Consider the following 23,435-nt stretch of genomic DNA (forward strand, 5'->3'; position numbering starts at 1 on the left):
ATCAATATACCTGTGTACAAGTCTGCAAAATGAACAACAAGACATGACTCTTAAAATAGCAAATGGACTTAACGTTCCGAATATTGATTTATAAAGGAAAATTTATAACAAAATCGCAATAATTGCGGAACGGAAAGTTCGATAAAACCTTTTCATAACTAGGTTTAATGTTATTTTTTCCAAATAACGTGAAATTCACGATCTTCTTCATTATGAGAAATGAGGAATTTGGCAAAAATATCATCCATTTCATCCAGCTCATTGACTAAACCAATCCAGACTTCAGCAAAAGCATCCGGATCGATTAATACCCCGATTTCCTGTTCCCAATCTTCTGAGGTTTCCACAAATTCCACCGCACCACGATCTTCAAATTGAAGGTTAAAGAGTATAATATCCGCCGGATCTAAATTTTCTCCCGCCATTTCCAAGAAAATATCATAAGCAATGTCAATTGCGGCATCAGGATCAAGTTTTTGAAGTTCAGTTGTCATAATTTTGCCTCTTTTTCAATTATGGGCGGTATGATACTGAAATAAAAAGAGCGGTCAAATTTATCTGTATTATGTAGCTGTTACACAAATCTGTTTTTTAGTTAGCCTGTTGGGACACACTACGTGTGTCTGAATTTTAACCTATTGAAATGATTTGATTTTATAATGAACACATGCAATGTGTCCCTACAAGCTTAATGATGGTGTTCCGGTTTTGGAGGAAGTTTATCCAATCCTTTTCCAACCGGAAGAATTAAGGTTGAATAATTTGCCGATTGCTGACAAATATTTTGATCGGCAAATGGCGTTTTATGAACGACTTTAATTTTCCAAATACCATCGATTAACGGAATGATATTAACTCGCCCCTGACTATCTGTTTTACCGGAAAAGCCTTGAGGTTCACGATGACCTGTTGCGGCTTCTAAATCTTTCACAATCACGGTATCCGCCGTTGCAATCACAGTTTCTCCTGCTAGTGGGATTTCATTATAGAAAACTTGAATAGGGAAGACCTCGCCTGATTTTACTTTACTTGGGTCTTTCAATGGAACGATTTCAAGAGGTAATCCTATACGGGTCATTGCCATTTCTGCATTTAAAGGTTGATTTCCCACAGTCAAAAGACTTTTGCCAAACATTTGAGTTTGTTCACAGTAAGTGGCATTCGGTGTCCCTTGCATATTATCCATCTTCCAACCTTCAGAATTTTGTGACCAAAACGTTGGTTTATAGGTTGCAGTAATCCAATAAGAACCTGATTTTAAAGGTTTTTCAGATTGATATTGATAATTTTCACCTTTTTGTATCAAGGTCTGATGTTCGCCATCTTGGCTGATAATTTCCATTGGTGAAAAAATGTGTAAGCGGGCATCAGGAATTTTTTCAACATAAGGGTAGTCTCCATAAGCAAGCTCTGCTTTTAAAATATTTTCTGCTTTTAGTTGCTGTGGTGCGGAAACCCAGACTTCGTGAGCTTGGACAGCACTGATAAAAAAGGCTAATCCTAAGATCAGGTTTTTTTTCATTATTTACTCCTTTAAATGAAAATGATTATTAAAAATGGGAGGGAATATAAAGGAAAAATGCAGGATGATCGAGCAATTTCTTCTAAATTTGTGAAATAGATCACAAAAATGCAATCATAGAACATAATGTAAAATGACTGCATTTTTGTATTTGGGAAGAATTTTACAGACTAAGCGACGGAGCTGGCAAGATTTCCTAAATCTTTATCTATAAGGAATAAGCCTTTACCATCTTCACCAAGAAGGTTTAATTTATCCAGGATACTGCTGAAAAGTTTTTCTTCTTCATGTTGTTCAGCTACATACCATTGTAAGAAATTGAATGCTGAATAATCTTTTTCTTCAAAAGTAAGTCCTACTAACTCATTGATTTTACTGGTAATGAGCTTTTCATGCTCATAAGTAAGCTCAATTACTTCTTTTAATGATTTATATTCGTGTGATGGTGCTTCTATAGCAGAAATGATTGCCAATGCGCCTGTTTCATTTAAATAAGTGAATAATTTACGCATATGTTGCATTTCTTCAGCCGCATGTGCAGATAAAAATTTTGCTGTTCCTTCAAAGCCTTGTTGCTCACACCATGCACTCATTTGAAGATATAAATTAGAAGAATAAAACTCTAAATTCATTTGGTCATTTAACAATTTTACTACGTTTGCTGATAACATTTTATTTCTCCTGTATTACTCTAATGTCGCTAAATCACGATCAATGAAATATAAACCTTTACCATCTTCACCAACAAGATTGAATTTATCAAGAATACCGCTGAATAATTTTTCTTCTTCATGCTGTTCAGCAACATACCATTGTAAAAAATTAAAAGTGGAGTAGTCCTTGTTCTCAAAAGTCACTTCAACCAGCTCATTAATTTTTGAGGTGACTAATTTTTCATGCTCAAGTGTAATTTCAAATACTTCCTTCAAAGATTTATAGTCATTTTTAGGCGCCTCAATTCTACCTAAAAGAGGCATACCACTAGTCTCATTGACGTATTGGAATAACTTTTGCATATGTTCTAGTTCTTCATCGGCATGACGAAGTAAAAAGGCAGCAGCACCTTCATAACCATGTTTCGAACACCATGCGCTCATTTGCAAATAAACATTGGAAGAGTAAAACTCTAGATTAATCTGTTCATTCAATTTGTCTGTAATTGCTTGGCTAAGCATAACTAACTCCTTTCCTTATTGATTACTAAAAAATAACTTAACTTCTGGCTCTTATTCTATAAGTTTAAATGAGAATTTTCAAGTTGATTTTTATTTAAATTTTTATAACTTATTAATTTTAAATAAAAAAATAAAAACAATGATTCTCATTAACTGGATTTGAGTAACATCTTATAAATAAGACAACGTCACATTGATGATTAATTAGTCACACTTTAAAACCTCAGTGTTAAATGCCTTGAATTAATAAATGCAAAATTTTTACCTTAAGTAGAGTAATTATTTAAAAGTGATTCATCTCTATATTATTTAACATAATATACATTATGCGAAACTAGTTATCGGGTGAGCGGAAACTACGGATTAAGAAAATCACAGACTTATGCACAAGTCACAGATACTACTTAAACAGGACAAATAAAGTGATTTTTAAGCGTTGTAACGGCTTTCTGAAATGTTTTATTGACTATGCTGAATAATTTGTCATCAGAATGTAAAGATTCTTGGGATTATGTTTTATGAGGAATTAAGATTTTGTTTTTCAGCGGGTTTGAGAAAGATAGAAAGATATTTAGCGATTTTTAAGCGACTTGTTTTTCTATTTGAGTTTGTTACCCACTAAAAAAGCATATTCATCATTGAATATGCTTTTCTTATATTGTTATGTTGTCACGAATTAGCCTAGCAATTTTATGCCATATTCATAAACTTGTTGCAATAAAGCTAAGTTTTCCTGATTATCCGCATTCTCATTAGCAAGACGTTGCAAACTGGCTTCAAAATCAGCCGCACTTTGCTCTAATTTACGTTGTCGATACTTTTGCCACTTAATTTGTTCTGGTCGTGTTAATGTTTTATAAAAATGCCTTGCACGATAATGAAATAATAAATCCGGTATACGTTTATCTTCAAAGGACAAGCCATGTTCAGCCAATTTTTCTGCTGGTAATTGACGTAAAATAGCCAGATTATTTTTATCCGCATGACTAAAGAAACCACTATAAAGCTCGGTTTCAACATTATCACTTTGTTCAAATTGACGCTCTTCGATAAATATATCTGCGACTTTTTCTCGAATATCAAAAGACGCACGCAATTTAGCTAAATTTTCTAGACATAATTGGCGATCGATCCCCAAATGTTTCGCATTTTCCGGTAATAATGTTTTAGCCGGAGCAATAATTGGGCATTTGTTAATATGAACCAGTTTTAATGGAACTAATGGGACTCCCCTTTTTTCTAATTCAGATTTTTTAGTGTATAAATCATCACGTAATTTATCTGCACTTTTCGCCAATAAATTATCAATATCTCCCATTAAATCACAAACAATGACGGCATTTTGATTTGTTGGATGCCAAGCTAATGGTGCGATCCAAGTACAGTTACCACGATAATTCCCTAACATACCGGAAACATGTACTAATGGGGTCATTTCAGCTGTATTAATGAGCTTTTCTACCTCTTTTTTACCACGATTTTCAAAGAAATATTGGAATAATTTAGGCTGTTTTTCCTTAATGAGCTTCGCCATAGCTATCGTTGCATAGACATCAGCCATCGCATCGTGAGCATTTTCATGCTCAATTCCATTAACTTTTGTAAGATTTTCTAATTTAAAGTTTGGAATCCCCTCTTCATCAAAACACCATTGGATGCCTTCGGGACGAAGTGCGTAACACGCACGTACCACATCCAATAAATCCCAACGGGAATTACCATTTTTCCAACTATACTCGTAAGGATCGATAAAATTGCGGTAAAAGGTATAGCGTGTCATTTCATCATCATAACGAATATTGTTGTAGCCCATCACACAGGTGTTTGGTTGGGAAAATTCGGCAAGAATTTTTTCTGCAAACTCTGGTTCAGCTATTCCCTTTTCATTGCATTCTTGAGGTGTAATACCTGTTACCATTACAGCTTCCGGAGAAGGCAAATAATCGTTTGTTTGCTTACAATAAAGCATTACCGGCTCACCGATAATATTAAAATCCGCATCTGTACGAATACCGGCAAACTGTGCCGGGCGATCTTTTGATGGACTAATGCCAAAGCTTTCATAATCATAAATAAAAAAGCTAAAATTATTCGCCATACTATTTCTCTTTTATTCCATAATTTTATCTAAATAGTACAAACAGAAAATTGCGCTCAAACTAAATAGAATACCTAGCCCATTGATTTTGCTAATTTTCTCTTTGAAAATGAATGCGCCGGTAATAGTGCCAAGGCAAATGACTCCGATATTCATACCGGCAAAAACTAATGTTGGGTTACTACCAAAACTCTGATGAGCCTTAATATAAAAGAGAATATTAAAGAAATTTAGTACACCTAAAATTACCCCACCGCTGAAGCTCGTCGCAGTCCACTGTACACGTTTCAGCAATAAATAGACAAACATGACGCAAGTAGCAAGTGAAAATGATATAAATAGTGTCGCTGGAAATGCTCCACCACTTTTAGCCACTTGTTTGAATAAAATATCAATAATGCCATAGCCAAACCACACACCGATTAACCATAAAACGCCTTTAAAATTAACTGCACTTTGTCCTTGATTTGGTTTTGTTAGTAAACAAAATAGCCCTATAAATGCCAGGATAATCCCGATTATTTTTGATTGACTCAATGTTTCATGGAAAATGAGAAATGCCGCTAAAATAGGCAAGAATAAAGAGAGACGTTGTGCTGCATCTGAACGAACAATACCTGCAAACTCCACGGCTTTTGACATAATAATAAACACGCTAGGTAACAATACCCCTAAGGCTAGAAAAATGGGGGAACTTTCACTCTGTACGATATAATCCGTCAATGTTAGCCCTTTAAAATCCGGTTTTAATAGAAAATAGCTAAGCGTAATCGCCGTAATATAATTAAATGCAATAGCCTGCTCGATAATAATATTTTTTTTACGTGCAATTTTAAGCAATACAGAAACCGCAACACTGCAGAAAATAGCGAGAATGAGATTGTACATTTTGTTCCCTGACTAGTAGTTGATTAAACATTAATAATTTTTTAGAAGAAATAGATATTTTCAAAAAAGTGCGCTCAAAAATACCAGTATTATGTAGCAAATGCACAAAAATAGAAATTTCAACGAACATGTAGGGACACACTGCGTGTGTCCGTTATAAAATCATTTAAATAGGTTAAAATTCGGACACACGCAGTGTGTCCCTACAACTTAACCAAAAAACAGATTTGTGCAACGGCTACAACCGAAAAACACGCTCATTTTTAACCGCACCTGTATTCTACCCTGTTGCACCAAATCCACGTAATCCGACCACATGAACGTGTTCTTGATTTCCTGAGATTTTCCGTACCAATTTATATGTTGTCCCTTTTTCCGGACTGATATTTTCCGGTGCCGCAATGAGGAGTTGCATATCCAATCGTTCACATAATTCAAATAAAGTGGAAATAGACTTGCCATCAAGACGTGCAGCTTCATCAAGGAAGAGTAAACGACAAGGTATAATGTCTTTGCCTCGAATACGGCGGCTTTCTTCTTCCCAACTTTGTACGACCATTAAGAGAATTGACATACCGGTACCAATTGCTTCCCCGGTGGAAAGTGCACCGCTTTCTGCACGCAACCAACCATCTGCACCACGAAAAACTTCCACTTCTAATTCAAGATAATTGCGATAATCTAATAATTCTTCACCGATAGTTTGTGCAGTGCGTTGTCCCATATCAATATGCGGATTAATGCGTTGATAGAGCTTCGCCATAGCTTCTGAGAAAGTAATACGGTTGTCACTAAATAAATCTTGATATTCATCTTGCTGACCTGAAAGGGCATCAAGCAGCATCGCATGGGTATCACGAATATTTACTACTAAGCGTACGGATTTTACCTGACCGAAGGCAATATTTTGTAACCCTTGATTTAACATACGAATACGATTTTGCTCACGTTGAATCGTTTTACGCATAATATTTGCCACACTTTCGGAATTAATCGCTAGCTTTTTCTCACGCTCGGTAAGTTCCGCTGTTAAACGGGAAAGCTCAATTTCCATTTGTTCAATGGCGTCAATAGGATCATCCGTTTTAATGATATCTTGTCGGATACGTTCGCGTAAATGTTGATAGACTGCAATAAAGAACTGTACTTTATTTTCCGGCTTGCGGCTATCTTCCGAGGCTCGCAAGCTATCACGTAAATATTCGTTATCCGCAACGGCAGTACGTAATGCGCCCAATGCCTTATCTGATATTGAACGTAATTCATCGGCAGATAAATAAGCAAGCTCACGACGGTTTAATCGTTTTTCCACATCAGAGTGGCGGGATAAACGTAGCACGACGCACCAACTGACTTTGGCAGCAACAATCAATTCTCGCTGGGTTTTGTAATCACGTTCAGACTTGCGAATACGGCGGTTAAGATTTTCCGCTTCACTTTCAATTAACGTGAGTTGTTTTTCTACATAAGAACGTCTTTGACGATTGATTGAAAGTTGTTGATGCAATTCATCACGACGAATACGGGCACGCTCCTCTGAGCCTTCATCAGCACGTACTCCTAATTCCCCCACTTCGTCCATTAGCTCTTTTAATAACTGATTTTTGCTCTCATAAGAACTTTGTAATCCAATAAACACTTGATTATATTGTGCGAATTGAGCCTGTTTTTGACGAAGCTGTTCACGTTGTGTATCACGTTGCGATTGCATCAATTCTAAACGTTTACGCAATTGCTCATTTAATTCTGAGGTTTCCGTCTGTCCTACATCTTCATAAGCAAAATGATGTTTACGTTGTACGACATCGGCTAATGCAAAAACACGTTGTTGCACTTGTTTTTGACGTTCAATGGCCTGTGCTAATTCATTTTTTAACGTTTCATAATGTTCCGGATCGCTTTGTAACGTGTTAGCTATCGGTTCTAGTTGTGACAACGTCTCACCATATTGGCGAATAAATAATTCATCTTGCTCCGCTATATCTAATTGTTCCCGACATTCCTCGATACGATCAACTAAATCTTCATCTGCCAATACGCTTAATTGTGGAATTAATTTATTAAGTAACTGCATTTTTTCTTTTGCGTTGTCTAATTGAATACGCAATTGTTGCTCACCACTACTAAATTGATTTAATTCACGATCAATTTCATTACGCTCACGGTTAATTTCTGCCATTAACGCTTCCGGATTTGGTTGGAATGCAAGAGCTAAATGTAAACCGACAAATTGGCTAAAATGTTCGTGTAAACGTTGGCATTTTTGCACATCAAAGGCAATTTGTGCGTGCTCTTCCGCAATTTCATCACGTTGAACTTGCAATTCTTCCAAACGTTTTTCACGGGCGGCACGGCCAAATAATGGAATTTCCGGGAATTTAGAATAACGCAATTCACGCTCGGATACTTGCACCACGACACCAAGCTCAAGCTCTTGAGCAGAGAGTACATTATCATCGAAAGCGGTCGGATCACCTTCAATTAAATAAAGATCATCCGGACAATCATCAAGTTTATCTAATTGTTCCCTTACCGTATTTAAATCACGAACCACAATAGCATGTCGTGCTGGGCCGTAAAGTGCGGAAAAATATGGTGCGTCTTCAATCGGCACATCATCATAAAGTTCGGAAAGCAATACCCCGCCGAAACGTTCTGCAAGGGCATTCAAACGCATATCTTCAGAACCGTCAGGTTGGCTTAAACGGGAAATTTGCTCGTCTAATTGTTGGCGTTTTTGTTCAAGTTGATCACGCTGCATCGTCAATTCGCGTTCTTTCACGAGTTGCGCCTGCATAAAATTCATCACATCCTGACTATGTTGAAATGTCTCACCACTTTGTTCCTGTAAACGTTCTAATGATGCTTGAGCCGTTAACCAAGCGGGCGCTTTACGTGAGTTTTCATCATAAAGTACGGTTAAATTTTCACGTTTTTGACGAAGTATCGAACGTGTTTCCACTTGTTCGGAAAGTTCTGCTGACAGATCCTCGACCAAGGCCTCTTGCTCGGCATAATATTCTTCTAACTCATCGGCTGTTTCTAAATTTAAATTTGCCCGTTGGTTAAAATCATTCCGTAATTTGACCGCACTTTGCTGTTGAGTATAACGTTGCTCAAGCTCATGTAATTTTCCACGGAGTTGTGGGGCTTGCTGAGCTTGTAATTTTTGGTTTGGGTATTCACGCAATAATTCCTTTGCGCTTTCCCAAGCCGCAGAACGAGGCACATCACCCGCAATTTTACAAACGAGCTGATAAGCTTTATCAAATTGAGATTTTGCCGCTTCAGAAATAGACATTTTGTGTTCCAATTCCAACACAGTATCTGTCAAACTTTCTGCGTGAGCAGCAAATTCGGCGTGATAATCGTCCACATTTTTTACACTTAATTCAGCTAAACCGCATAAGGTTTTGGCTTTTTCTAATGCCGCAATTGCTTGTTGATACTGCAATGCACGAGTTTGTTGTGCATCAAGGGCCTGTTGATAATCGGCAAGTTGTGTACGGACTGAATCAATTTCAATTTCTGTTTGTTCAAATTGGGCTTGGCTTTCTTCCAAGGCTTCATTCGCATTTTCTACAACGATTTTCTGTTCTTCTAAACGTTCTGAAAGCGCGGTAACATCTTCTTGATAGCGGGAAATCTTTTCCTGATGGCGCAAAGCATTCAATACAAGATTTAAATGATCTACGGCACTTTGATGATCGACTTCTAAAGTTCGTTCATTTTCTGCCAATTCTGCCGCTTCACGACTTAAATCAATTAAACGATGTTGTGATAAATCCTGCTCTGCCTTAGCTTTGTACCATTCACGGCGAGATCCCAATGCCGCTTCAATATTGCCACGGCGTTCGTTGGCATTACGCATATAATCCGATGCCACATAATTGGTCGTTTCGGTGATTAAATGCTTGAATAAATCACGATCGGATTGGGTAACCTTAATAGCTTCCAAGGTCATACGGTTTTCACGCAACGCACTTTCCATATCTTGGAAGGCTTTGCGTACCCCTAAATTTTCCGGCAATAAATAATCACGTAAAGAACGGGTGATCGCACTTGAAATACCGCCGTACAAGGAGGCTTCGATAAGTTTATAGAATTTGCTGCGATCTGAGGCAGAACGTAAACGTTTTGGAATAATGCCCAAATCAAACATCATACCGTGATAATCGGTGATGGAATGGTATTGTTTAAACTGAGCGCCTAAATTCTCAATTTTATCTTTGAGTTCGTTTAAATTCAGCACACGAGCTTGACGCTCCCCCACGGTTTCCGTGAAAAGTGCGGTCGGATTTTGAGATAATTCTACACCTTGAAGGGAGAAGGTTTTTAAATCGACTTTTTTATCCCGTCCGGCGACCTGCTGTAAACGAACCCCGACAAGAACACGCTGATGACGGGAATTAATGGTATCCAATACAGCGTAACAAACGCCCGGGCGTAATTTCCCATGCAACCCTTTATCACGCGATCCGCCTGTCGAACCTGCCTCCGTAGTATTTCGGAAATGAAGTAAGGTTAAATCAGGAATTAAAGCAGTGACAAACCCTGCCATCGTGGTTGATTTCCCTGCCCCGTTACCACCGGAAAGCGTGGTGACCAGTTCATCTAAATCAAAAGTTCGGGCAAAAAAGCCGTTCCAGTTGATTAAGGTTAAAGAACGAAATTTTCCTCGTTCTACGTCATTTTGTATCTGAGAAAAAGGTGTCGATATAAGATGACTATCTGCTGTTTCAGTGCTGATTTCACTTGATTCGTTTTCTAACCCGATTTCATTTTCTAATTCTAAAACATCAGACATTATGCTTGTTCTCCATCAAATTCTTCGTCAATTTCACCCGCACTTTCCGCTTCTTGTTCGGTTAATTGTACCTGTTTTTCCAAGGCGAGAGATTCAGGTGTAGCCGCCTCTCCATCACGAATTAATCGTACTTGTGCTTCCAATGGGTCATCACCGGAACGGACTTCCGCACCGAAACGGAACACCGATTCAGAGATGGTAAATTTACCGCTATTTTGCTCCCCTACAGTTTGAATCATCCCTAAACGACGTAATCTACCTATCGCAGCCCTGACTTTTTCAGCAAGTTTTTGTTTATCCAAATCAGAACCTGTCGAACGTTGGTTTACCGCCTTCAATAATTTACTTTCATCAGCTAAATTTAATAATTCATCATATACTTCTTGGGTACTAAAAATCCCCTGCTGTGCCAAACGTTCCGGGCTTAAATAGAGATAACACAAAACTTTCCCCACTAACATTTCCAATTCGGACAATACAGAACGGGCAATTAAAGTTGTTGCCTTAGGACGTAAATAGAAAAAGCCTTCAGGCGCACGAATCAGCTCTACATTATAGCGGCGATAAAAACCGTCTAGATCATTTTGGAAATCCATTAAAAAGGCGTGATTATCAAGTTGTTCCGTGCTGATATGGCGACCTGAACGCAAAAGGCTATCTACTGTCGGAAATAAGGGATTCGCAATTGCCGTTGCAAGTTTTGGGGAAATTACATCTTGAAGATTATCTGTCATGGTTTATTTCTCTTACTTTTTATATTCTGTCCCAAGGATGATCAAATTTCTTTTAAAATTGACCGTACTTTAATACTTATCAATCACGTGAGCCTGTACCTCTGCACCCTGCTCATTAATTTCTTTCCAATTCGGATAAACGCCTGATAAATCATCATTTGCTATTCCTAAACGCACCGCCTGATCCACAATAATACGCGCCACATCAAAATGGCGGGAAAGCGGATAATTATCAAGTTGTTCTTTGAGAACTACGCTCAAGTCTATCGGACGATTATTTTCTCGGTATTGAATCAGCAAGTTTTGCATATGATCGACAATCTGATCATGTAAATCTGATAGAGATTCGTATTGCAACGCTTCCGGTAATTCACCCAACGCATCATCTTCACGTAGTACCATGTCTTCATCACGCAAATCAACGAGGCGATCCGCTTGTGCCGTCCATAAAAACCAAGGGTGATCAAAATAATGGTGAATAGAATGACGTAAACGCTGTGAAAAGACCCGATTTTTATCCATATCAATGGCAGTACGGATAAACTTATGTACGTGACGATCATAGCCAATCCACAAATCAATGGCTTGTTGTCCCCAACTTATAATTCGGTCAAGTTTCGATTGCAAATCGGTAATTAATTGATCAATAAAATACAAATCATCACGCCCAATCACACAATCTTGAATCCGCAATAACTGTGCTTGCAGTTTATCGCCGGCGGCATTTAAGGTATCTTGCAATTCACGTAAGTTACCTGATGTTTCATCCAACAAACGTTCACAGCTTGAAATTGCCGATTGCCAATCTTTGCTTAATAGCTCGGCAATTTCTTCTTTAATACTTTGCTGATTCTCATCCATAATACGTTGTGAAAGATCAATGCTATCAAAGATTTCTGCAACGGAATATTTCAACGGCGCAAAAACATTTTTACGCCAATAATGCTCGCTTTCATTATTTTGAGCGCCTTCCTCAGCAGAATTTGATGCCCGTTGTATTTCATCAGCCACAATAGAAAGTTGCACGGAAAGTCGTAACGTAGAAAATTCACGTTGGCGAATATAATAATCGGACACGCCTACGCCGAGCGGTGTAAGACGATAAATCGCCAAACCTTCGGTAAACTCGCTACTAAAACGATTTAATAAACGTTGTTTAACCAGCTCATTGATGGCGTTATTAGCACGAGTGGCAATGGCATCGGTAGATTGATCAAAGGCATTGATGGTATGGCGAAAAATATCCACAAGATCGGCTTCTAACATCTCGCCGTCTAATCGTTCATTGTTATAAATGGCAATCGCCAACAGAAATACCAAACGCTCGGTGGTTAAATTCAGTGAAAACTCGCGTTCTTTCGCCCAAGAGACAAGTTCTGGGATGGTCTGTGATGTTTCAATCATTGAAATGATAAGACGTTAAAATTGAATAAAAATTGAGGCGATTATACAGGTTTTTTTACAAATCTTGAAAATCTTCTTTTTAATTGACCGCACTTTTACTATTTTCACGTATAATGCGCACTTTCCATAAGTGAGCAAAACAGAATGATCGAATTAACCCAAAAAGAAAAAAAACAAAGTTATAATTTTAATAAATTACAAAAACGTTTACGCCGTAATGTGGGAAATGCCATTGCAGATTTCGGTATGATAGAAGATGGCGACAAAGTGATGGTGTGCTTATCCGGCGGAAAAGACAGCTATACGCTTTTAGATATTTTGTTAAATTTACAACAAAGCGCACCGGTTAAGTTTGATATTGTGGCAGTGAATCTTGACCAAAAACAGCCGGGTTTTCCGGAAGATGTTCTGCCGACTTATTTAGAAAGCATTGGCATAGATTACAAAATCGTGCAAGAAAATACCTACGGCATTGTAAAAGAAAAAATTCCGGAAGGGAAAACCACTTGTTCACTCTGCTCCCGCCTACGCCGTGGTATTCTCTATCGCACGGCAACTGAATTAGGCGCGACAAAAATCGCCCTTGGGCATCATCGTGATGATATGCTGGCGACACTTTTCTTGAATATGTTCTACGGCGGAAAATTAAAATCAATGCCGCCTAAATTAATTTCAGATGACGGTAAACATATTGTCATTCGCCCTTTAGCCTACTGTAAAGAAAAAGATATTGAGAAATATGCCACTGCAAAAGGATTTCCAATTATTCCGTGTAATTTGTGCGGCTCTCAGCCCAATTTGCAACGTCAAGTGGTGAAAGAAATGCTCAATACTTGGGATCGTCAATATCCGGGACGTTTAGAAACGATGTTTAGCGCCATGCAAAACATCACGTTGTCACATTTGTGCGACCCAAAACGCTTTGACTTTAAAAGTATTCAGCACGGACAATTATTAGAAGGCGTTGAAGGCGACACGGCATTTGATGAAGAACAAATCACACCAATGAGATTTGAAAATGAAGAACAGAGTGATTTTTCTAACAATGAAATGATTAGTATTAAAGAAGTTGGCTGATATGTTGAAGATAAATGGAGAACTATTAGAAACGGATAATGCCGGCTATCTATTGGATAGTAAACAATGGAATGAGGAAGTAGCCCGTGCAATCGCAGAGCAAGAGCAACTTGAACTCACCCCAGCTCATTGGGAAGTAATCTATTTTGTGCGGGATTTTTATCAAGAATACAACACCTCTCCCGCTATTCGTATGTTGGTAAAAGCGATGGCTGAAAAATTGGGCGAAGATAAAGGCAGCAGTCGCTATCTACAACGCTTATTCCCTGACGGTCCGGCAAAACAAGCAACAAAACTAGCTGGCTTGCCAAAACCGGCAAAATGTTTATAAATGCTTTGATTAACCGCATTTAAAAAGTGCGGTTATTTTTTACTCATTTAATTTGTCGAAGTATTTTGTTCTTCACAATGCAAATGAGGACTTTCCTTTAGAAAATAAAATTTTCTCTCAAACAAATGTGGTTGATTATTTCAATCTTACTTTTCTTCCCCTCTGAATTTTTTATTTCAGATTATGTTTGCAAGCATTTTTTCCTGAAAAAGCATAATCATTGTTAAATTATTCTTAAATTTGACTTTTTAGAAAAAAATAATTATAGTTATATTTATATTTTCAACTCAAAGTAAAAAATGTAAATGAAGGAGGAAAAATGACAAATCAACGTTTTATTACAATTTTGGGCTGGATTGCTACCTTCACCGCAGTTTGTATGTACGTTTCTTACTTAGAACAAATAAACTTAAATCTTTCAGGGCAAAAAGGTGGTATTCTATAACCCTTAGCAACGGTGGTGAATTGTAGTCTATGGGTTGCCTACGGACTATTTAAACAAAAACGAGATTTACCCGTAGCTCTAGCAAATACTCCTGGCGTCATACTAGGTTTAATCGCTTTTTTCACTGCTCTCTAGTTAAAAATTTAATGAGAAAAACGACCGCACTTTTGCGGTCTTTGTTTTTTTGCATACAATCATTAAAATAATTCATAAATTTATTGAAAATAATGAGTTTGCATAATAATAAGAAATACCCCATTCTATCTTCGTTCAGACGTTTAGCCGTCTAAATTATCCACAACATATAGATGAGGAACTTATTATGACAACATTTCATTTATCCGGTTTTCCACGTGTAGGTGCAAAACGTGAACTTAAATTTGCACAAGAACGTTATTGGCGTGGCGAAATTTCCGAGCAAGATTTATTGGATATAGCTAAGAAACTCCGAGAAATTAGCTGGAAACACCAAACGGAGGCAAATGCGGATTATGTCGCCGTGGCAGACTTTACTTTCTATGATCACATTCTGGATTTACAAGTGGCAACAGGTTCTATTCCTGCCCGTTTCGGATTTGACAGCCAACATTTAACCCTCGATCAGTATTTCCAACTGGCACGTGGTAATAAAGATCAATTTGCTATTGAAATGACAAAATGGTTTGATACCAACTATCACTATCTTGTGCCGGAATTCCATGCCGATACTGAATTTAAAGCCAATTCTTCCCATTATGTAGAACAAATTCGTGAGGCCAAAGCGCTTGGATTAAATGCAAAACCAACTATTGTCGGGCCATTAACCTTCTTATGGCTAGCTAAAGAAAAAGGTGCAGCATTTAATCGCTTTGATTTACTTCCGAAACTTCTTCCGGTTTATGTAGAAATCCTCAATGCTCTAGCGGCAGAAGGGGTAGAATATATTCAAATTGATGAACCGGCGTTAACCATTGATTTACCATCAGAGTGGATTGCTGCGTACAAAGAAGTTTATTCAACATTAACCACACAAGTAAAAGCAAAATTATTATTAGCCACTTATTTTGGTTCTGTGGCAGAACACGCCAATTTATTAAAATCTTTGCCTGTTGCAGGTTTACACATTGATTTAGTGCGTGCCCCTGAACAACTTTCTGCTTTTGCTGATTATGACAAAATTTTGTCTGTCGGTATCATTGATGGTCGTAACATTTGGCGTGCAAATTTAAGCCAAGTTTTAGATGTTGTGGAACCGTTAAAAGCGAAATTAGGTGATCGTTTATGGATTGCACCAAGTTGTTCCCTACTCCATACGCCTTATGATTTATCAATAGAAACCCAATTACAGGCAAACAAACCGGAACTTTATAGCTGGCTTGCTTTCTGTTTACAAAAAATTCAAGAATTAGGAGTCATTAAGACCGCACTTGAGCAAGGTCGCCAAGCTGTTCAATCAGAAATTGATGCAAGCCAAGCGGCATTTGATGCTCGAGCTAATTCAAAAACGATTCATCGTCCTGAAGTGGCTTCACGCTTGGCAAATTTGCCAAAAGATGCCGATCAACGCAAATCACCGTTTGCGGAAAGAATTAAATTACAAAATGCGTGGTTAAATTTGCCACTACTCCCGACTACTACCATAGGATCTTTTCCACAAACTAAGGAAATCCGCTTAGCCCGTGCTGCCTTTAAAAAAGGTGAGTTAAGTTTGACGGATTACGAAACAGCAATGAAAAAAGAAATTGAATTGGTCGTGCGTGAACAAGAAAAATTAGATTTGGATGTATTGGTTCACGGCGAGGCTGAACGTAATGATATGGTAGAATACTTTGGCGAACTATTAGAGGGCTTTGCCTTCACTCAATTCGGCTGGGTGCAAAGTTATGGATCACGTTGTGTCAAACCGCCGGTGATTTACGGTGATGTCGTTCGTCCTGAACCAATGACAGTACGTTGGTCTCAATATGCCCAAAGCCTCACCCCAAAAGTGATGAAAGGTATGCTCACAGGCCCCGTTACCATTTTACAATGGTCGTTTGTACGTAATGATATTCCACGTTCAACGGTATGTAAGCAAATTGCGGTGGCGCTTTCCGACGAGGTATTGGATTTAGAAAAAGCCGGCATTAAAGTCATTCAAATTGACGAACCGGCAATTCGCGAAGGTTTACCGCTCAAACGTGCTGATTGGGATAGCTATTTACAATGGGCGGGAGAAGCCTTTCGTTTAAGTTCAATGGGTTGTCAAGATGATACTCAAATACACACTCATATGTGCTACTCCGAGTTTAACGACATTTTACCGGCAATTGCCGCTTTAGATGCCGATGTGATCACCATTGAAACATCCCGTTCTGATATGGAACTTCTTGCTGCTTTTGCGGATTTTAAATATCCAAATGACATCGGCCCCGGTGTGTATGATATTCATAGCCCACGTGTTCCAACAGAGGCTGAAGTCGAACATTTGTTACGTAAAGCACTGCAAGTCGTGCCAAAAGAACGTTTATGGGTGAACCCAGATTGCGGTTTAAAAACCCGAGGCTGGAAAGAAACCATTGAGCAATTAAATGTAATGGTGAATGTAACGAAAAAATTACGTTCAGAACTGTCCCAGTAAAACGACAAAAAGCTGAATTTTGAAAAGATTCAGCTTTTTTATAAACTCATTAATTTTCTTCAAAAGAAATTACTTTACTTTTTTCCATTTAGGCTCTAGTCATTTTTGTAAAAAATGAAAAGCAAAGGGCTTTTAGATGATAAACGTGGTAAGTTTGTAGAAACTCAACTCCAATCTGACAGTCCCCATTCAAAATTACAGTGTCTGTCAGATTAATTTGAGCTTAAATTCTTTTCTACCCCAATACGTTTTCCATCAAGCAATGTTTCCATCGGTATTCCTCCTCAAGCACATTTCTCCATGATGGGTTTGATACCGATTATATAGACTAACCATTCATCTAAATCAGCTTGCAATGTACTCAACACCCTATAGATTTTCTTGAGAAAGGCAACTTAGTAAAATTTTTGTACAATCGTCTTATGAAAGCGCTCACAAATATGGTTAGTTTATGGTTTTACTATGTTCAATATCATTATTGCTAAATAAAACTCATTATGATGTTCTACCTTACCGCAGTATTCGCTGTCATCATCCTATAAAGTTTTGCAATTTGCTATAAGTATCAATAAGAGTTTGTTGGTAAATTCTCCCCCCTTTGAGATGACCAACATAGAATGTATCTTATGAGCTCAAATACCCTGGATGTGCAGTTTCGATTTCACCATAAGCTATCTTGTCTTCTTTTTTACGTTCTAAGGATTGCCCAATCTAAAAAATTATGTTGATAAAGCCACTGATGAAGGGTAAGGCTTCATCCTCAGTGAAGTACACTACAAGCATCGATTTTGATTAAGTCAGGCTTCAATTTCGCCTTATTTGTTTAGATTGAATTTGGACTCTCATATTCTAAACGGGAAACGCTCACCTTTATATTGCGATTTGTCAGTTCAAGTCTGATTTTCTACAAATAAAGGCGGAATTATTCCGCCTTTTTGTTAAAAAGAAAAATCAAAACAGCTACCAATAAGCCACTAAGTAAAAATTACGTCCATTTGCTTAATGCTTTCTCGTCCGATTTTCTCGCCTCAATCCAACGTTCACCTGCGTTTGTTTGTTCCTTTTTCCAAAATGGGGCTTTTGACTTGAGATAGTCCATAATAAATTCATTCGCCCGATAAGCCTCACCACGGTGTGCGGCACTGACCCCAACTAATACAATTTCATCACCGGTATGCAACAACCCCACCCGATGAATAACTGATACGCGTTGAATCTCCCAACGTTGCATGGCCTCAGCTACAATTTCATGAAGGGCTTTTTCTGTCATTGCCGGATAATGCTCTAAATAAAGGCTAGAAACATTATCACCTAAATTGAGATCGCGGACTTTCCCTACAAAAATAACAGAAGCACCAACAGAATGTGATTCAGAAAGCCATTGATAAATCGCATTTTGATCAAACCGCTCTTTTTGCACAGAAATATGAATATTATTCATATCATCCCCCTGTTACCGGTGGAAAAAACGCAATTTCATCACCGGATTTTAGCTTACTTTCAAGAGGCATAAGCGTTTGATTAATTGCCACAAGCGTTTTCCCCTTTTCTAATGCTAATGCCCATTTATCTCCCCTTTGGCTTAGGTGGGTACGTAACGCCTCAGCGGTGTGAAATTCACCTTCGACTTGAATCTCATCTATGCCAATGAGTTCCCGAGTTTGCGCAAAAAATAATACTTTTAACATCTATCCCTCCGATAAAAAATGACCTGATTTTCCACCGCTCTTTTCAAGTAATCGAACCGGTCCAATCACGATATCTTTTTGTACCGCTTTACACATATCATAAATCGTTAAGGCTGCGACACTTGCTGCGGTTAATGCCTCCATTTCGACGCCGGTTTTAGCGGTAAGTTTACAAAGAGATTCAATGCGAACCTGATTCGTTTCAACCATAGGCACAAGAGTCACTTCCACTTTAGAAAGCAATAACGGGTGGCACAAAGGAATCAGTTCCCAAGTCCGTTTTGCCGCTTGAATACCGGCAATCCTTGCTGTGGCAAATACATCTCCTTTATGATGTTGACCATTTAAAATCATAGATAATGTTTCTTGTGACATAGTTACTATGGCTTCAGCACGTGCTTCGCGTACTGTTTCAATTTTACCTGATACGTCCACCATATTGGCTTCGCCTTGGCTGTTAATATGAGTAAATGTTGTCATAATTTAAAAGTGCGGTTAATTTTGAAAAAATTTTTATTATTAGCCACCAATAGAGGCAAGATGATTACGAATACCGCTGTCGCCTTGGTGTAAATAATGATGTTCACGTTTACCCTGTAGAGCGGTAAAAATTCTGGCTTGTAAAAGTAATTGCTGTTCGTCTGATTGCAATAAATCACGCAATTCAATCCCTTCTTCACCAAATAAACAAAGATGTAATTTTCCTTTTGCAGAGACCCTTAAACGATTACAACTTGCACAAAAGTTTTTTTCATAAGGCATAATCAAGCCAATTTCCCCCATATAATCAGGGTGTTTAAACACTTTTGCCGGCCCATCTGTTAGCGAGTTTTGCTGCAATTCCCAGCCTTCAGCAAGGAGTTTATCGGCTAGAACTTTACCTGAAAGATGATGTCGCTGAAAAAAAGAATTCATTTCACCGGTTTGCATAAGTTCAATAAAACGCATTTGAATCGGACGATTTTTCACCCAAGTCAAAAACCGGTTAAATTCACTATCATTTAGCTGTTTCATTAACACGGAATTAACTTTAACTTTTTGGTAACCTACTTCAAATGCCTGTTCAATACCACGCATTACCTCATCAAATTTGTTTATTCCTGTAATTTGATGAAACATTTTTGGATCGAGACTATCAACACTGACATTAATGGAACTAATACCGGAATCTTTCCATGCTTTCACATCTTTCGCCATACGATAACCATTTGTCGTTAATGCGACTTGGCGAATCCCTTCAATTTGTGTAATCTGTTCTGCAATCGCAAGGAAATCTTTTCGCAAGGTAGGTTCGCCACCGGTTAAACGGATTTTTTCTGTTCCCATATTGGCAAAGGCTTGTGCAACACGTGTAATTTCACTTAAGGTAAGAAAATGAGGCTGATTTGCTTCAGGCTGATAGCCATTCGGTAAACAATAATTACAACGGAAATTGCATTGATCGGTAATCGATAGACGCAGATAATAATAGGTACGCTGAAACGCATCAATTAGACGTGCGTCTCCCACGTTTTTAATGGGAATAGATTGCATGAGACACCTTTCTAAAATGGAGAGGATAAGCCGTTTCCAACGTATCCCTGAATAACTTATATCGTTATTGGCATTGCCGTCATATTCCGATAAGGGAACTTAGACTAAACAAGCTCGGAGTTATGCGATAAAACTTGTTGGCATTTTAAAAGATTCCAACGAATCAATGCAATGAGATCCTCTGAATTTGATTATCAATCCGGTCAATTATTTAAAATTGATTATATAAAAATATATACAATGATTTGCCAACCAACCCGTTTTAGGTAGAAAAAGAAAATTTTATTGATCATGTTTGAAGAAGTCACCGCACTATTCTAAAAATAGAAAGTGCGGTCAATATTGACGCTATTTTTTCGCAAACACACGAACATTTGAGAAGCCGTTTTCTTTTAAATATAGGGCTTGTAGTTTACTCATCACGCCACGCTCACAATACAATGCATAATTTTTGCTTTGATCCAGCGAACCAAACTGAGAGGAAAGTTTATAGAATGGCATTAGTATGACTTCGTGACTATCTGATTTAAAGGGCTTTTCATCCGTTTCTTCCGGACTACGAATATCTAAAATAATATCCTTTTCGTCCAAAATCGAAATGGCGTCCACAGCGATGACTTCTTTTTCTGTATCTTCCGCAATTTGACGAATATCTAAATACTGCGCATTTTGCACCGCACTTTCTAAAATCTCAAAATCAAAATGCCCTTCTTCCGCCACAATATTGTCACGCACAGCTTTGATCGTTGGATTTTTAGAAATCACTCCACAAAATTCCGGCATTGACTTCGCAATATCATCTGTGCCGATTTCTTTTGCCATGGCGATAATTTGTTCCTTATCATGAGTGATAAGGGGACGTAAAACCAAGGCCTCAGCAGCTTCATCAATTAATCTTAAATTGGTTAAGGTTTGACTGGAAACCTGCCCTAATGCCTCACCTGTCACAATGGCTTCAATATTAAAGCGAGCGGCGACTTTACTTGCTGCACGAACCATCATACGTTTCAACACAACGCCCATTTGCCCGTTGTCCACTTTTTCTAAAATCTCACCGACAACCCCTTCAAAATTAATAGCGATGAAACGTACTTTATGGGATGAGCCATAACGTTGCCAAATATGATATGCCATTTGTTTAACGCCAATTTCATGCGCCGCACCACCAAGATTAAAGAAACAGTAATGAACACGTGAACCTCGGCGAATTAACATATAACTCGATACGCCGGAATCAAACCCACCGGAAATTAAAGAAAGCACATCTTCTTGTGTACCAATCGGATAACCCCCAATGCCGGCATGACGTTTTTTTACTAACATCATTTTGTCATCTTCAATATCAATACGTACCGTAACATCAGGATTTTTTAACCGCACTTTAGCGCTTTCAATGTGTTGATTTAAACCGCCACCGATATAACGCTCCGCTTCAATTGAACTAAATGTATGTTTTCCTTTGCGTTTTACACGCACACAAAAGGTTTTGTTTTGAAGTTGTGATTCCAAATCCTCAAGGGTTAATTCAAAAATATGGTGCAAATCGGTAAAAGGTTTTTCTTCCACTTCCAAAAAATGGTGAATACCGGGGATACGTTGTAACAAGGTTATCAGTGCCTCACGATTTTCTTCATTTTTTGACCGCACTTCAATGTAGTCCCAATGACGTACCACGGCGGTTTCTTCATCATATTTCTGCAGAATATTACGAATATTACTGGTCAGAATTTTGGCGAAACGTTTACGTACAGTTTCGCTTTTAATCATAATTTCAGGGAAAAGTTTAACGATAAATTTCATAGACGTTGAGATTGATAAAAAATGGCGAGTATTTTACGCAAAGCAAGGGAAAAGTCCATAAAACAAGAGAGCTATCTCATCAATGAGTCTTTTTTGAAATAAATTTTTAACATCCCATAAAATTACAGTACAATAGCCCTTATTTTCCCATAAAAAGGATGATTAAAAATGGCCCGCAAACCCGCTTCCTCGCAAGACTTTGAAACCACACTAGCACAACTAGAAAGTATTGTCTCTCGTTTAGAAAGTGGTGAATTGCCTTTAGAGGAATCACTTAAAGAATTTGAACAAGGTGTCAAATTAGCCCAGCTAGGGCAAGAGCGTTTACAACAGGCAGAACAGCGCATTCAAATTCTTTTACAAAAAAATGAGCATGCCCCCTTAAGCGATTATGAGGGAAACCAATAACATGAGCCCATTTGCACAAGAACTGAAACAGGTTCAACAACGCATTAACGCCTTTTTGGAAACACAGTTTGATGGTGTTGAAAATCATAATTCCCCCTTACTTGAGGCAATGAAATACGGCTTGTTACTGGGAGGAAAAAGGGTTCGCCCCTTTTTAGTTTATGCGACGGGTAAAATGCTCAAAGCAAATGAACAATCCTTAGATTATGCTGCTGCTGCCATTGAAGCGATTCACGCTTATTCCTTAATCCATGATGATTTACCGGCAATGGATAATGATGATCTCCGCCGTGGGCATGCGACTTGCCATATCGCTTTTGATGAAGCAACAGCCATCCTTGCCGGTGATGCATTACAAAGCCTAGCCTTTGATATTCTGACAAAAACACCCCATATTTCCTCAGAACAGAAACTTGCCTTAGTTCAGATTTTATCTCGTGCATCTGGTGTACAGGGCATGTGTTTAGGGCAAAGTTTAGATTTAATTTCAGAACACAAACAAATTAATTTACACAGGCTGGAATTAATCCATCGTAATAAAACCGGTGCTTTGCTTAAAGCCGCATTGAAACTTGGATTTATTTGCTCACCACATTTTGAAGACAAATCATTAGCGCAAACGCTAACCCGCTATGCAGATGCAATTGGACTCGCCTTTCAAGTGCAAGACGATATTTTAGACATTGAAGGCGAATGTTCAGAAATCGGAAAACCGGTTGGCTCGGATTTAGATTTGGATAAAAGCACTTATCCCAAATTACTTGGTTTAAACGGTGCGAAGCAAAAAGCTCAAGATTTATATCAAACCGCATTGAACGAATTGGAAAAAATTCCTTTTGATACAACCGCCCTTCAAGCTTTAGCGGAATTTATTATTACGAGAAAAAGTTAATTGAGACCGTGTCACAAACTTGGAAAAAGTGCGG

General features: G+C 38.2%; 21 protein-coding genes, 1 pseudogene and 1 riboswitch. Of the genes and pseudogenes, 7 read left to right on the forward strand and 15 right to left on the reverse strand.

The genetic code is table 11. From position 1 onward, the window contains the following. Positions 1 to 170: 170 nt before the first annotated feature. The 9 genes from BKK54_RS01265 to mukF all read right to left on the reverse strand — a co-directional run bounded on the left by BKK54_RS01265 (position 171) and on the right by mukF (position 12,628). Positions 171 to 494 carry an HI1450 family dsDNA-mimic protein gene (locus BKK54_RS01265; protein ID WP_077540738.1) on the reverse strand — a complete coding sequence of 108 codons (324 nt, stop codon included), beginning with the start codon at positions 492 to 494 and terminating at the stop codon, positions 171 to 173. Positions 495 to 688: 194 nt separating this feature from the next. Further along, a complete protein-coding gene (locus BKK54_RS01270) occupies positions 689 to 1,522 on the reverse strand; it encodes a DUF4198 domain-containing protein (protein WP_077540740.1) in 834 nt (277 codons plus the stop codon). 170 nt (positions 1,523 to 1,692) lie between these two features. Continuing rightward, the gene (gene ftnA / locus BKK54_RS01275; protein WP_077540742.1) at positions 1,693 to 2,193 is read right to left on the reverse strand and encodes a non-heme ferritin; all 501 of its coding nucleotides are present in this window, start codon (positions 2,191 to 2,193) and stop codon (positions 1,693 to 1,695) included. 15 nt (positions 2,194 to 2,208) lie between these two features. Beyond that, positions 2,209 to 2,697, reverse strand: coding sequence for a non-heme ferritin (gene ftnA, locus BKK54_RS01280; RefSeq protein ID WP_077540744.1), 489 nt, complete (start codon positions 2,695 to 2,697; stop codon positions 2,209 to 2,211). Positions 2,698 to 3,373: 676 nt separating this feature from the next. After that, the gene (gene sbcB, locus BKK54_RS01285) at positions 3,374 to 4,795 is read right to left on the reverse strand and encodes an exodeoxyribonuclease I (protein ID WP_077540746.1); all 1,422 of its coding nucleotides are present in this window, start codon (positions 4,793 to 4,795) and stop codon (positions 3,374 to 3,376) included. Positions 4,796 to 4,807: 12 nt separating this feature from the next. Then, on the reverse strand, positions 4,808 to 5,683 hold the full coding sequence (locus BKK54_RS01290; RefSeq protein WP_077540748.1) for a hypothetical protein: 876 nt from the start codon (positions 5,681 to 5,683) through the stop codon (positions 4,808 to 4,810). Between the two features lie 280 nt (positions 5,684 to 5,963). After that, a complete protein-coding gene (mukB, locus tag BKK54_RS01295) occupies positions 5,964 to 10,490 on the reverse strand; it encodes a chromosome partition protein MukB (protein WP_077540750.1) in 4,527 nt (1,508 codons plus the stop codon). Then, a complete protein-coding gene (gene mukE / locus BKK54_RS01300; protein WP_077540752.1) occupies positions 10,490 to 11,224 on the reverse strand; it encodes a chromosome partition protein MukE in 735 nt (244 codons plus the stop codon). Before mukE ends, mukB begins: the two co-directional genes overlap by 1 nt. Before the next feature lie 69 nt (positions 11,225 to 11,293). Continuing rightward, positions 11,294 to 12,628, reverse strand: coding sequence for a chromosome partition protein MukF (mukF, locus tag BKK54_RS01305; RefSeq protein WP_077540754.1), 1,335 nt, complete (start codon positions 12,626 to 12,628; stop codon positions 11,294 to 11,296). A 144-nt stretch (positions 12,629 to 12,772) separates the two neighbouring features. Between mukF and ttcA the strand changes: the two genes are divergently transcribed. From ttcA to metE, 5 genes are all read left to right on the forward strand, one after another. Continuing rightward, positions 12,773 to 13,705, forward strand: a complete 933-nt coding sequence (gene ttcA, locus BKK54_RS01310) for a tRNA 2-thiocytidine(32) synthetase TtcA (protein WP_077540755.1) — start codon at positions 12,773 to 12,775, stop codon at positions 13,703 to 13,705. 1 nt (position 13,706) lies between these two features. Beyond that, positions 13,707 to 14,036 carry a TusE/DsrC/DsvC family sulfur relay protein gene (locus BKK54_RS01315; RefSeq protein WP_077540757.1) on the forward strand — a complete coding sequence of 110 codons (330 nt, stop codon included), beginning with the start codon at positions 13,707 to 13,709 and terminating at the stop codon, positions 14,034 to 14,036. A 319-nt stretch (positions 14,037 to 14,355) separates the two neighbouring features. Further along, entirely contained in the window at positions 14,356 to 14,481 is a 126-nt protein-coding gene (locus BKK54_RS12235) for a hypothetical protein (RefSeq protein ID WP_279626075.1), read from the forward strand. Positions 14,482 to 14,496: 15 nt separating this feature from the next. Beyond that, positions 14,497 to 14,616 (forward strand): hypothetical protein, encoded by a 120-nt coding sequence (locus tag BKK54_RS12240; protein WP_244153075.1) that lies wholly within the window; start codon positions 14,497 to 14,499, stop codon positions 14,614 to 14,616. Between the two features lie 187 nt (positions 14,617 to 14,803). Further along, the gene (metE, locus tag BKK54_RS01325; protein ID WP_077540759.1) at positions 14,804 to 17,080 is read left to right on the forward strand and encodes a 5-methyltetrahydropteroyltriglutamate--homocysteine S-methyltransferase; all 2,277 of its coding nucleotides are present in this window, start codon (positions 14,804 to 14,806) and stop codon (positions 17,078 to 17,080) included. Positions 17,081 to 17,292: 212 nt separating this feature from the next. Here metE and BKK54_RS11965 read toward each other — a convergent pair. The 6 genes and pseudogenes from BKK54_RS11965 to thiI all read right to left on the reverse strand — a co-directional run. Then, positions 17,293 to 17,782 (reverse strand): annotated as a pseudogene (locus BKK54_RS11965) (IS481 family transposase); the annotation flags it as partial. Positions 17,783 to 18,065: 283 nt separating this feature from the next. After that, the gene (gene moaE, locus BKK54_RS01335) at positions 18,066 to 18,521 is read right to left on the reverse strand and encodes a molybdopterin synthase catalytic subunit MoaE (RefSeq protein ID WP_077540761.1); all 456 of its coding nucleotides are present in this window, start codon (positions 18,519 to 18,521) and stop codon (positions 18,066 to 18,068) included. Between the two features lies 1 nt (position 18,522). Next, the gene (gene moaD, locus BKK54_RS01340) at positions 18,523 to 18,768 is read right to left on the reverse strand and encodes a molybdopterin synthase sulfur carrier subunit (RefSeq protein WP_077540763.1); all 246 of its coding nucleotides are present in this window, start codon (positions 18,766 to 18,768) and stop codon (positions 18,523 to 18,525) included. Then, positions 18,769 to 19,248: a cyclic pyranopterin monophosphate synthase MoaC gene (gene moaC, locus BKK54_RS01345; protein WP_077540765.1), complete on the reverse strand. Its 480-nt coding sequence runs from the start codon at positions 19,246 to 19,248 to the stop codon at positions 18,769 to 18,771. 39 nt (positions 19,249 to 19,287) lie between these two features. Further along, positions 19,288 to 20,301, reverse strand: a complete 1,014-nt coding sequence (moaA, locus tag BKK54_RS01350) for a GTP 3',8-cyclase MoaA (protein WP_077540767.1) — start codon at positions 20,299 to 20,301, stop codon at positions 19,288 to 19,290. Further along, a riboswitch (molybdenum cofactor riboswitch) is annotated at positions 20,290 to 20,433 on the reverse strand. (Overlaps the previous gene by 12 nt.) A gap of 216 nt (positions 20,434 to 20,649) precedes the next feature. Further along, on the reverse strand, positions 20,650 to 22,101 hold the full coding sequence (thiI, locus tag BKK54_RS01355; protein ID WP_077540770.1) for a tRNA uracil 4-sulfurtransferase ThiI: 1,452 nt from the start codon (positions 22,099 to 22,101) through the stop codon (positions 20,650 to 20,652). 168 nt (positions 22,102 to 22,269) lie between these two features. Here thiI and xseB point away from each other — a divergent pair, with 168 nt between their 5' ends. Both xseB and ispA read left to right on the forward strand, forming a co-directional pair. Beyond that, positions 22,270 to 22,509: an exodeoxyribonuclease VII small subunit gene (gene xseB, locus BKK54_RS01360; protein WP_077540772.1), complete on the forward strand. Its 240-nt coding sequence runs from the start codon at positions 22,270 to 22,272 to the stop codon at positions 22,507 to 22,509. A 1-nt stretch (position 22,510) separates the two neighbouring features. Continuing rightward, a complete protein-coding gene (gene ispA, locus BKK54_RS01365; RefSeq protein WP_077540774.1) occupies positions 22,511 to 23,401 on the forward strand; it encodes a (2E,6E)-farnesyl diphosphate synthase in 891 nt (296 codons plus the stop codon). Positions 23,402 to 23,435 lie beyond the last annotated feature (34 nt).

The organism is Rodentibacter genomosp. 1, from assembly GCF_001999285.1.
Lineage (GTDB): Bacteria > Pseudomonadota > Gammaproteobacteria > Enterobacterales > Pasteurellaceae > Rodentibacter.

What these genes read in the sequence shown, in the direction of transcription:
- BKK54_RS01265 (WP_077540738.1), bottom strand. Translation starts at nt 494, where the DNA reads ATGACAACTGAACTTCAAAAACTTGATCCTGATGCCGCAATTGACATT.
- BKK54_RS01270 (WP_077540740.1), bottom strand. Translation starts at nt 1,522, where the DNA reads ATGAAAAAAAACCTGATCTTAGGATTAGCCTTTTTTATCAGTGCTGTC.
- ftnA (WP_077540742.1), bottom strand. Translation starts at nt 2,193, where the DNA reads ATGTTATCAGCAAACGTAGTAAAATTGTTAAATGACCAAATGAATTTA.
- ftnA (WP_077540744.1), bottom strand. Translation starts at nt 2,697, where the DNA reads ATGCTTAGCCAAGCAATTACAGACAAATTGAATGAACAGATTAATCTA.
- sbcB (WP_077540746.1), bottom strand. Translation starts at nt 4,795, where the DNA reads ATGGCGAATAATTTTAGCTTTTTTATTTATGATTATGAAAGCTTTGGC.
- BKK54_RS01290 (WP_077540748.1), bottom strand. Translation starts at nt 5,683, where the DNA reads ATGTACAATCTCATTCTCGCTATTTTCTGCAGTGTTGCGGTTTCTGTA.
- mukB (WP_077540750.1), bottom strand. Translation starts at nt 10,490, where the DNA reads ATGTCTGATGTTTTAGAATTAGAAAATGAAATCGGGTTAGAAAACGAA.
- mukE (WP_077540752.1), bottom strand. Translation starts at nt 11,224, where the DNA reads ATGACAGATAATCTTCAAGATGTAATTTCCCCAAAACTTGCAACGGCA.
- mukF (WP_077540754.1), bottom strand. Translation starts at nt 12,628, where the DNA reads ATGATTGAAACATCACAGACCATCCCAGAACTTGTCTCTTGGGCGAAA.
- ttcA (WP_077540755.1), top strand. Translation starts at nt 12,773, where the DNA reads ATGATCGAATTAACCCAAAAAGAAAAAAAACAAAGTTATAATTTTAAT.
- BKK54_RS01315 (WP_077540757.1), top strand. Translation starts at nt 13,707, where the DNA reads ATGTTGAAGATAAATGGAGAACTATTAGAAACGGATAATGCCGGCTAT.
- BKK54_RS12235 (WP_279626075.1), top strand. Translation starts at nt 14,356, where the DNA reads ATGACAAATCAACGTTTTATTACAATTTTGGGCTGGATTGCTACCTTC.
- metE (WP_077540759.1), top strand. Translation starts at nt 14,804, where the DNA reads ATGACAACATTTCATTTATCCGGTTTTCCACGTGTAGGTGCAAAACGT.
- moaE (WP_077540761.1), bottom strand. Translation starts at nt 18,521, where the DNA reads ATGAATAATATTCATATTTCTGTGCAAAAAGAGCGGTTTGATCAAAAT.
- moaD (WP_077540763.1), bottom strand. Translation starts at nt 18,768, where the DNA reads ATGTTAAAAGTATTATTTTTTGCGCAAACTCGGGAACTCATTGGCATA.
- moaC (WP_077540765.1), bottom strand. Translation starts at nt 19,248, where the DNA reads ATGACAACATTTACTCATATTAACAGCCAAGGCGAAGCCAATATGGTG.
- moaA (WP_077540767.1), bottom strand. Translation starts at nt 20,301, where the DNA reads ATGCAATCTATTCCCATTAAAAACGTGGGAGACGCACGTCTAATTGAT.
- thiI (WP_077540770.1), bottom strand. Translation starts at nt 22,101, where the DNA reads ATGAAATTTATCGTTAAACTTTTCCCTGAAATTATGATTAAAAGCGAA.
- xseB (WP_077540772.1), top strand. Translation starts at nt 22,270, where the DNA reads ATGGCCCGCAAACCCGCTTCCTCGCAAGACTTTGAAACCACACTAGCA.
- ispA (WP_077540774.1), top strand. Translation starts at nt 22,511, where the DNA reads ATGAGCCCATTTGCACAAGAACTGAAACAGGTTCAACAACGCATTAAC.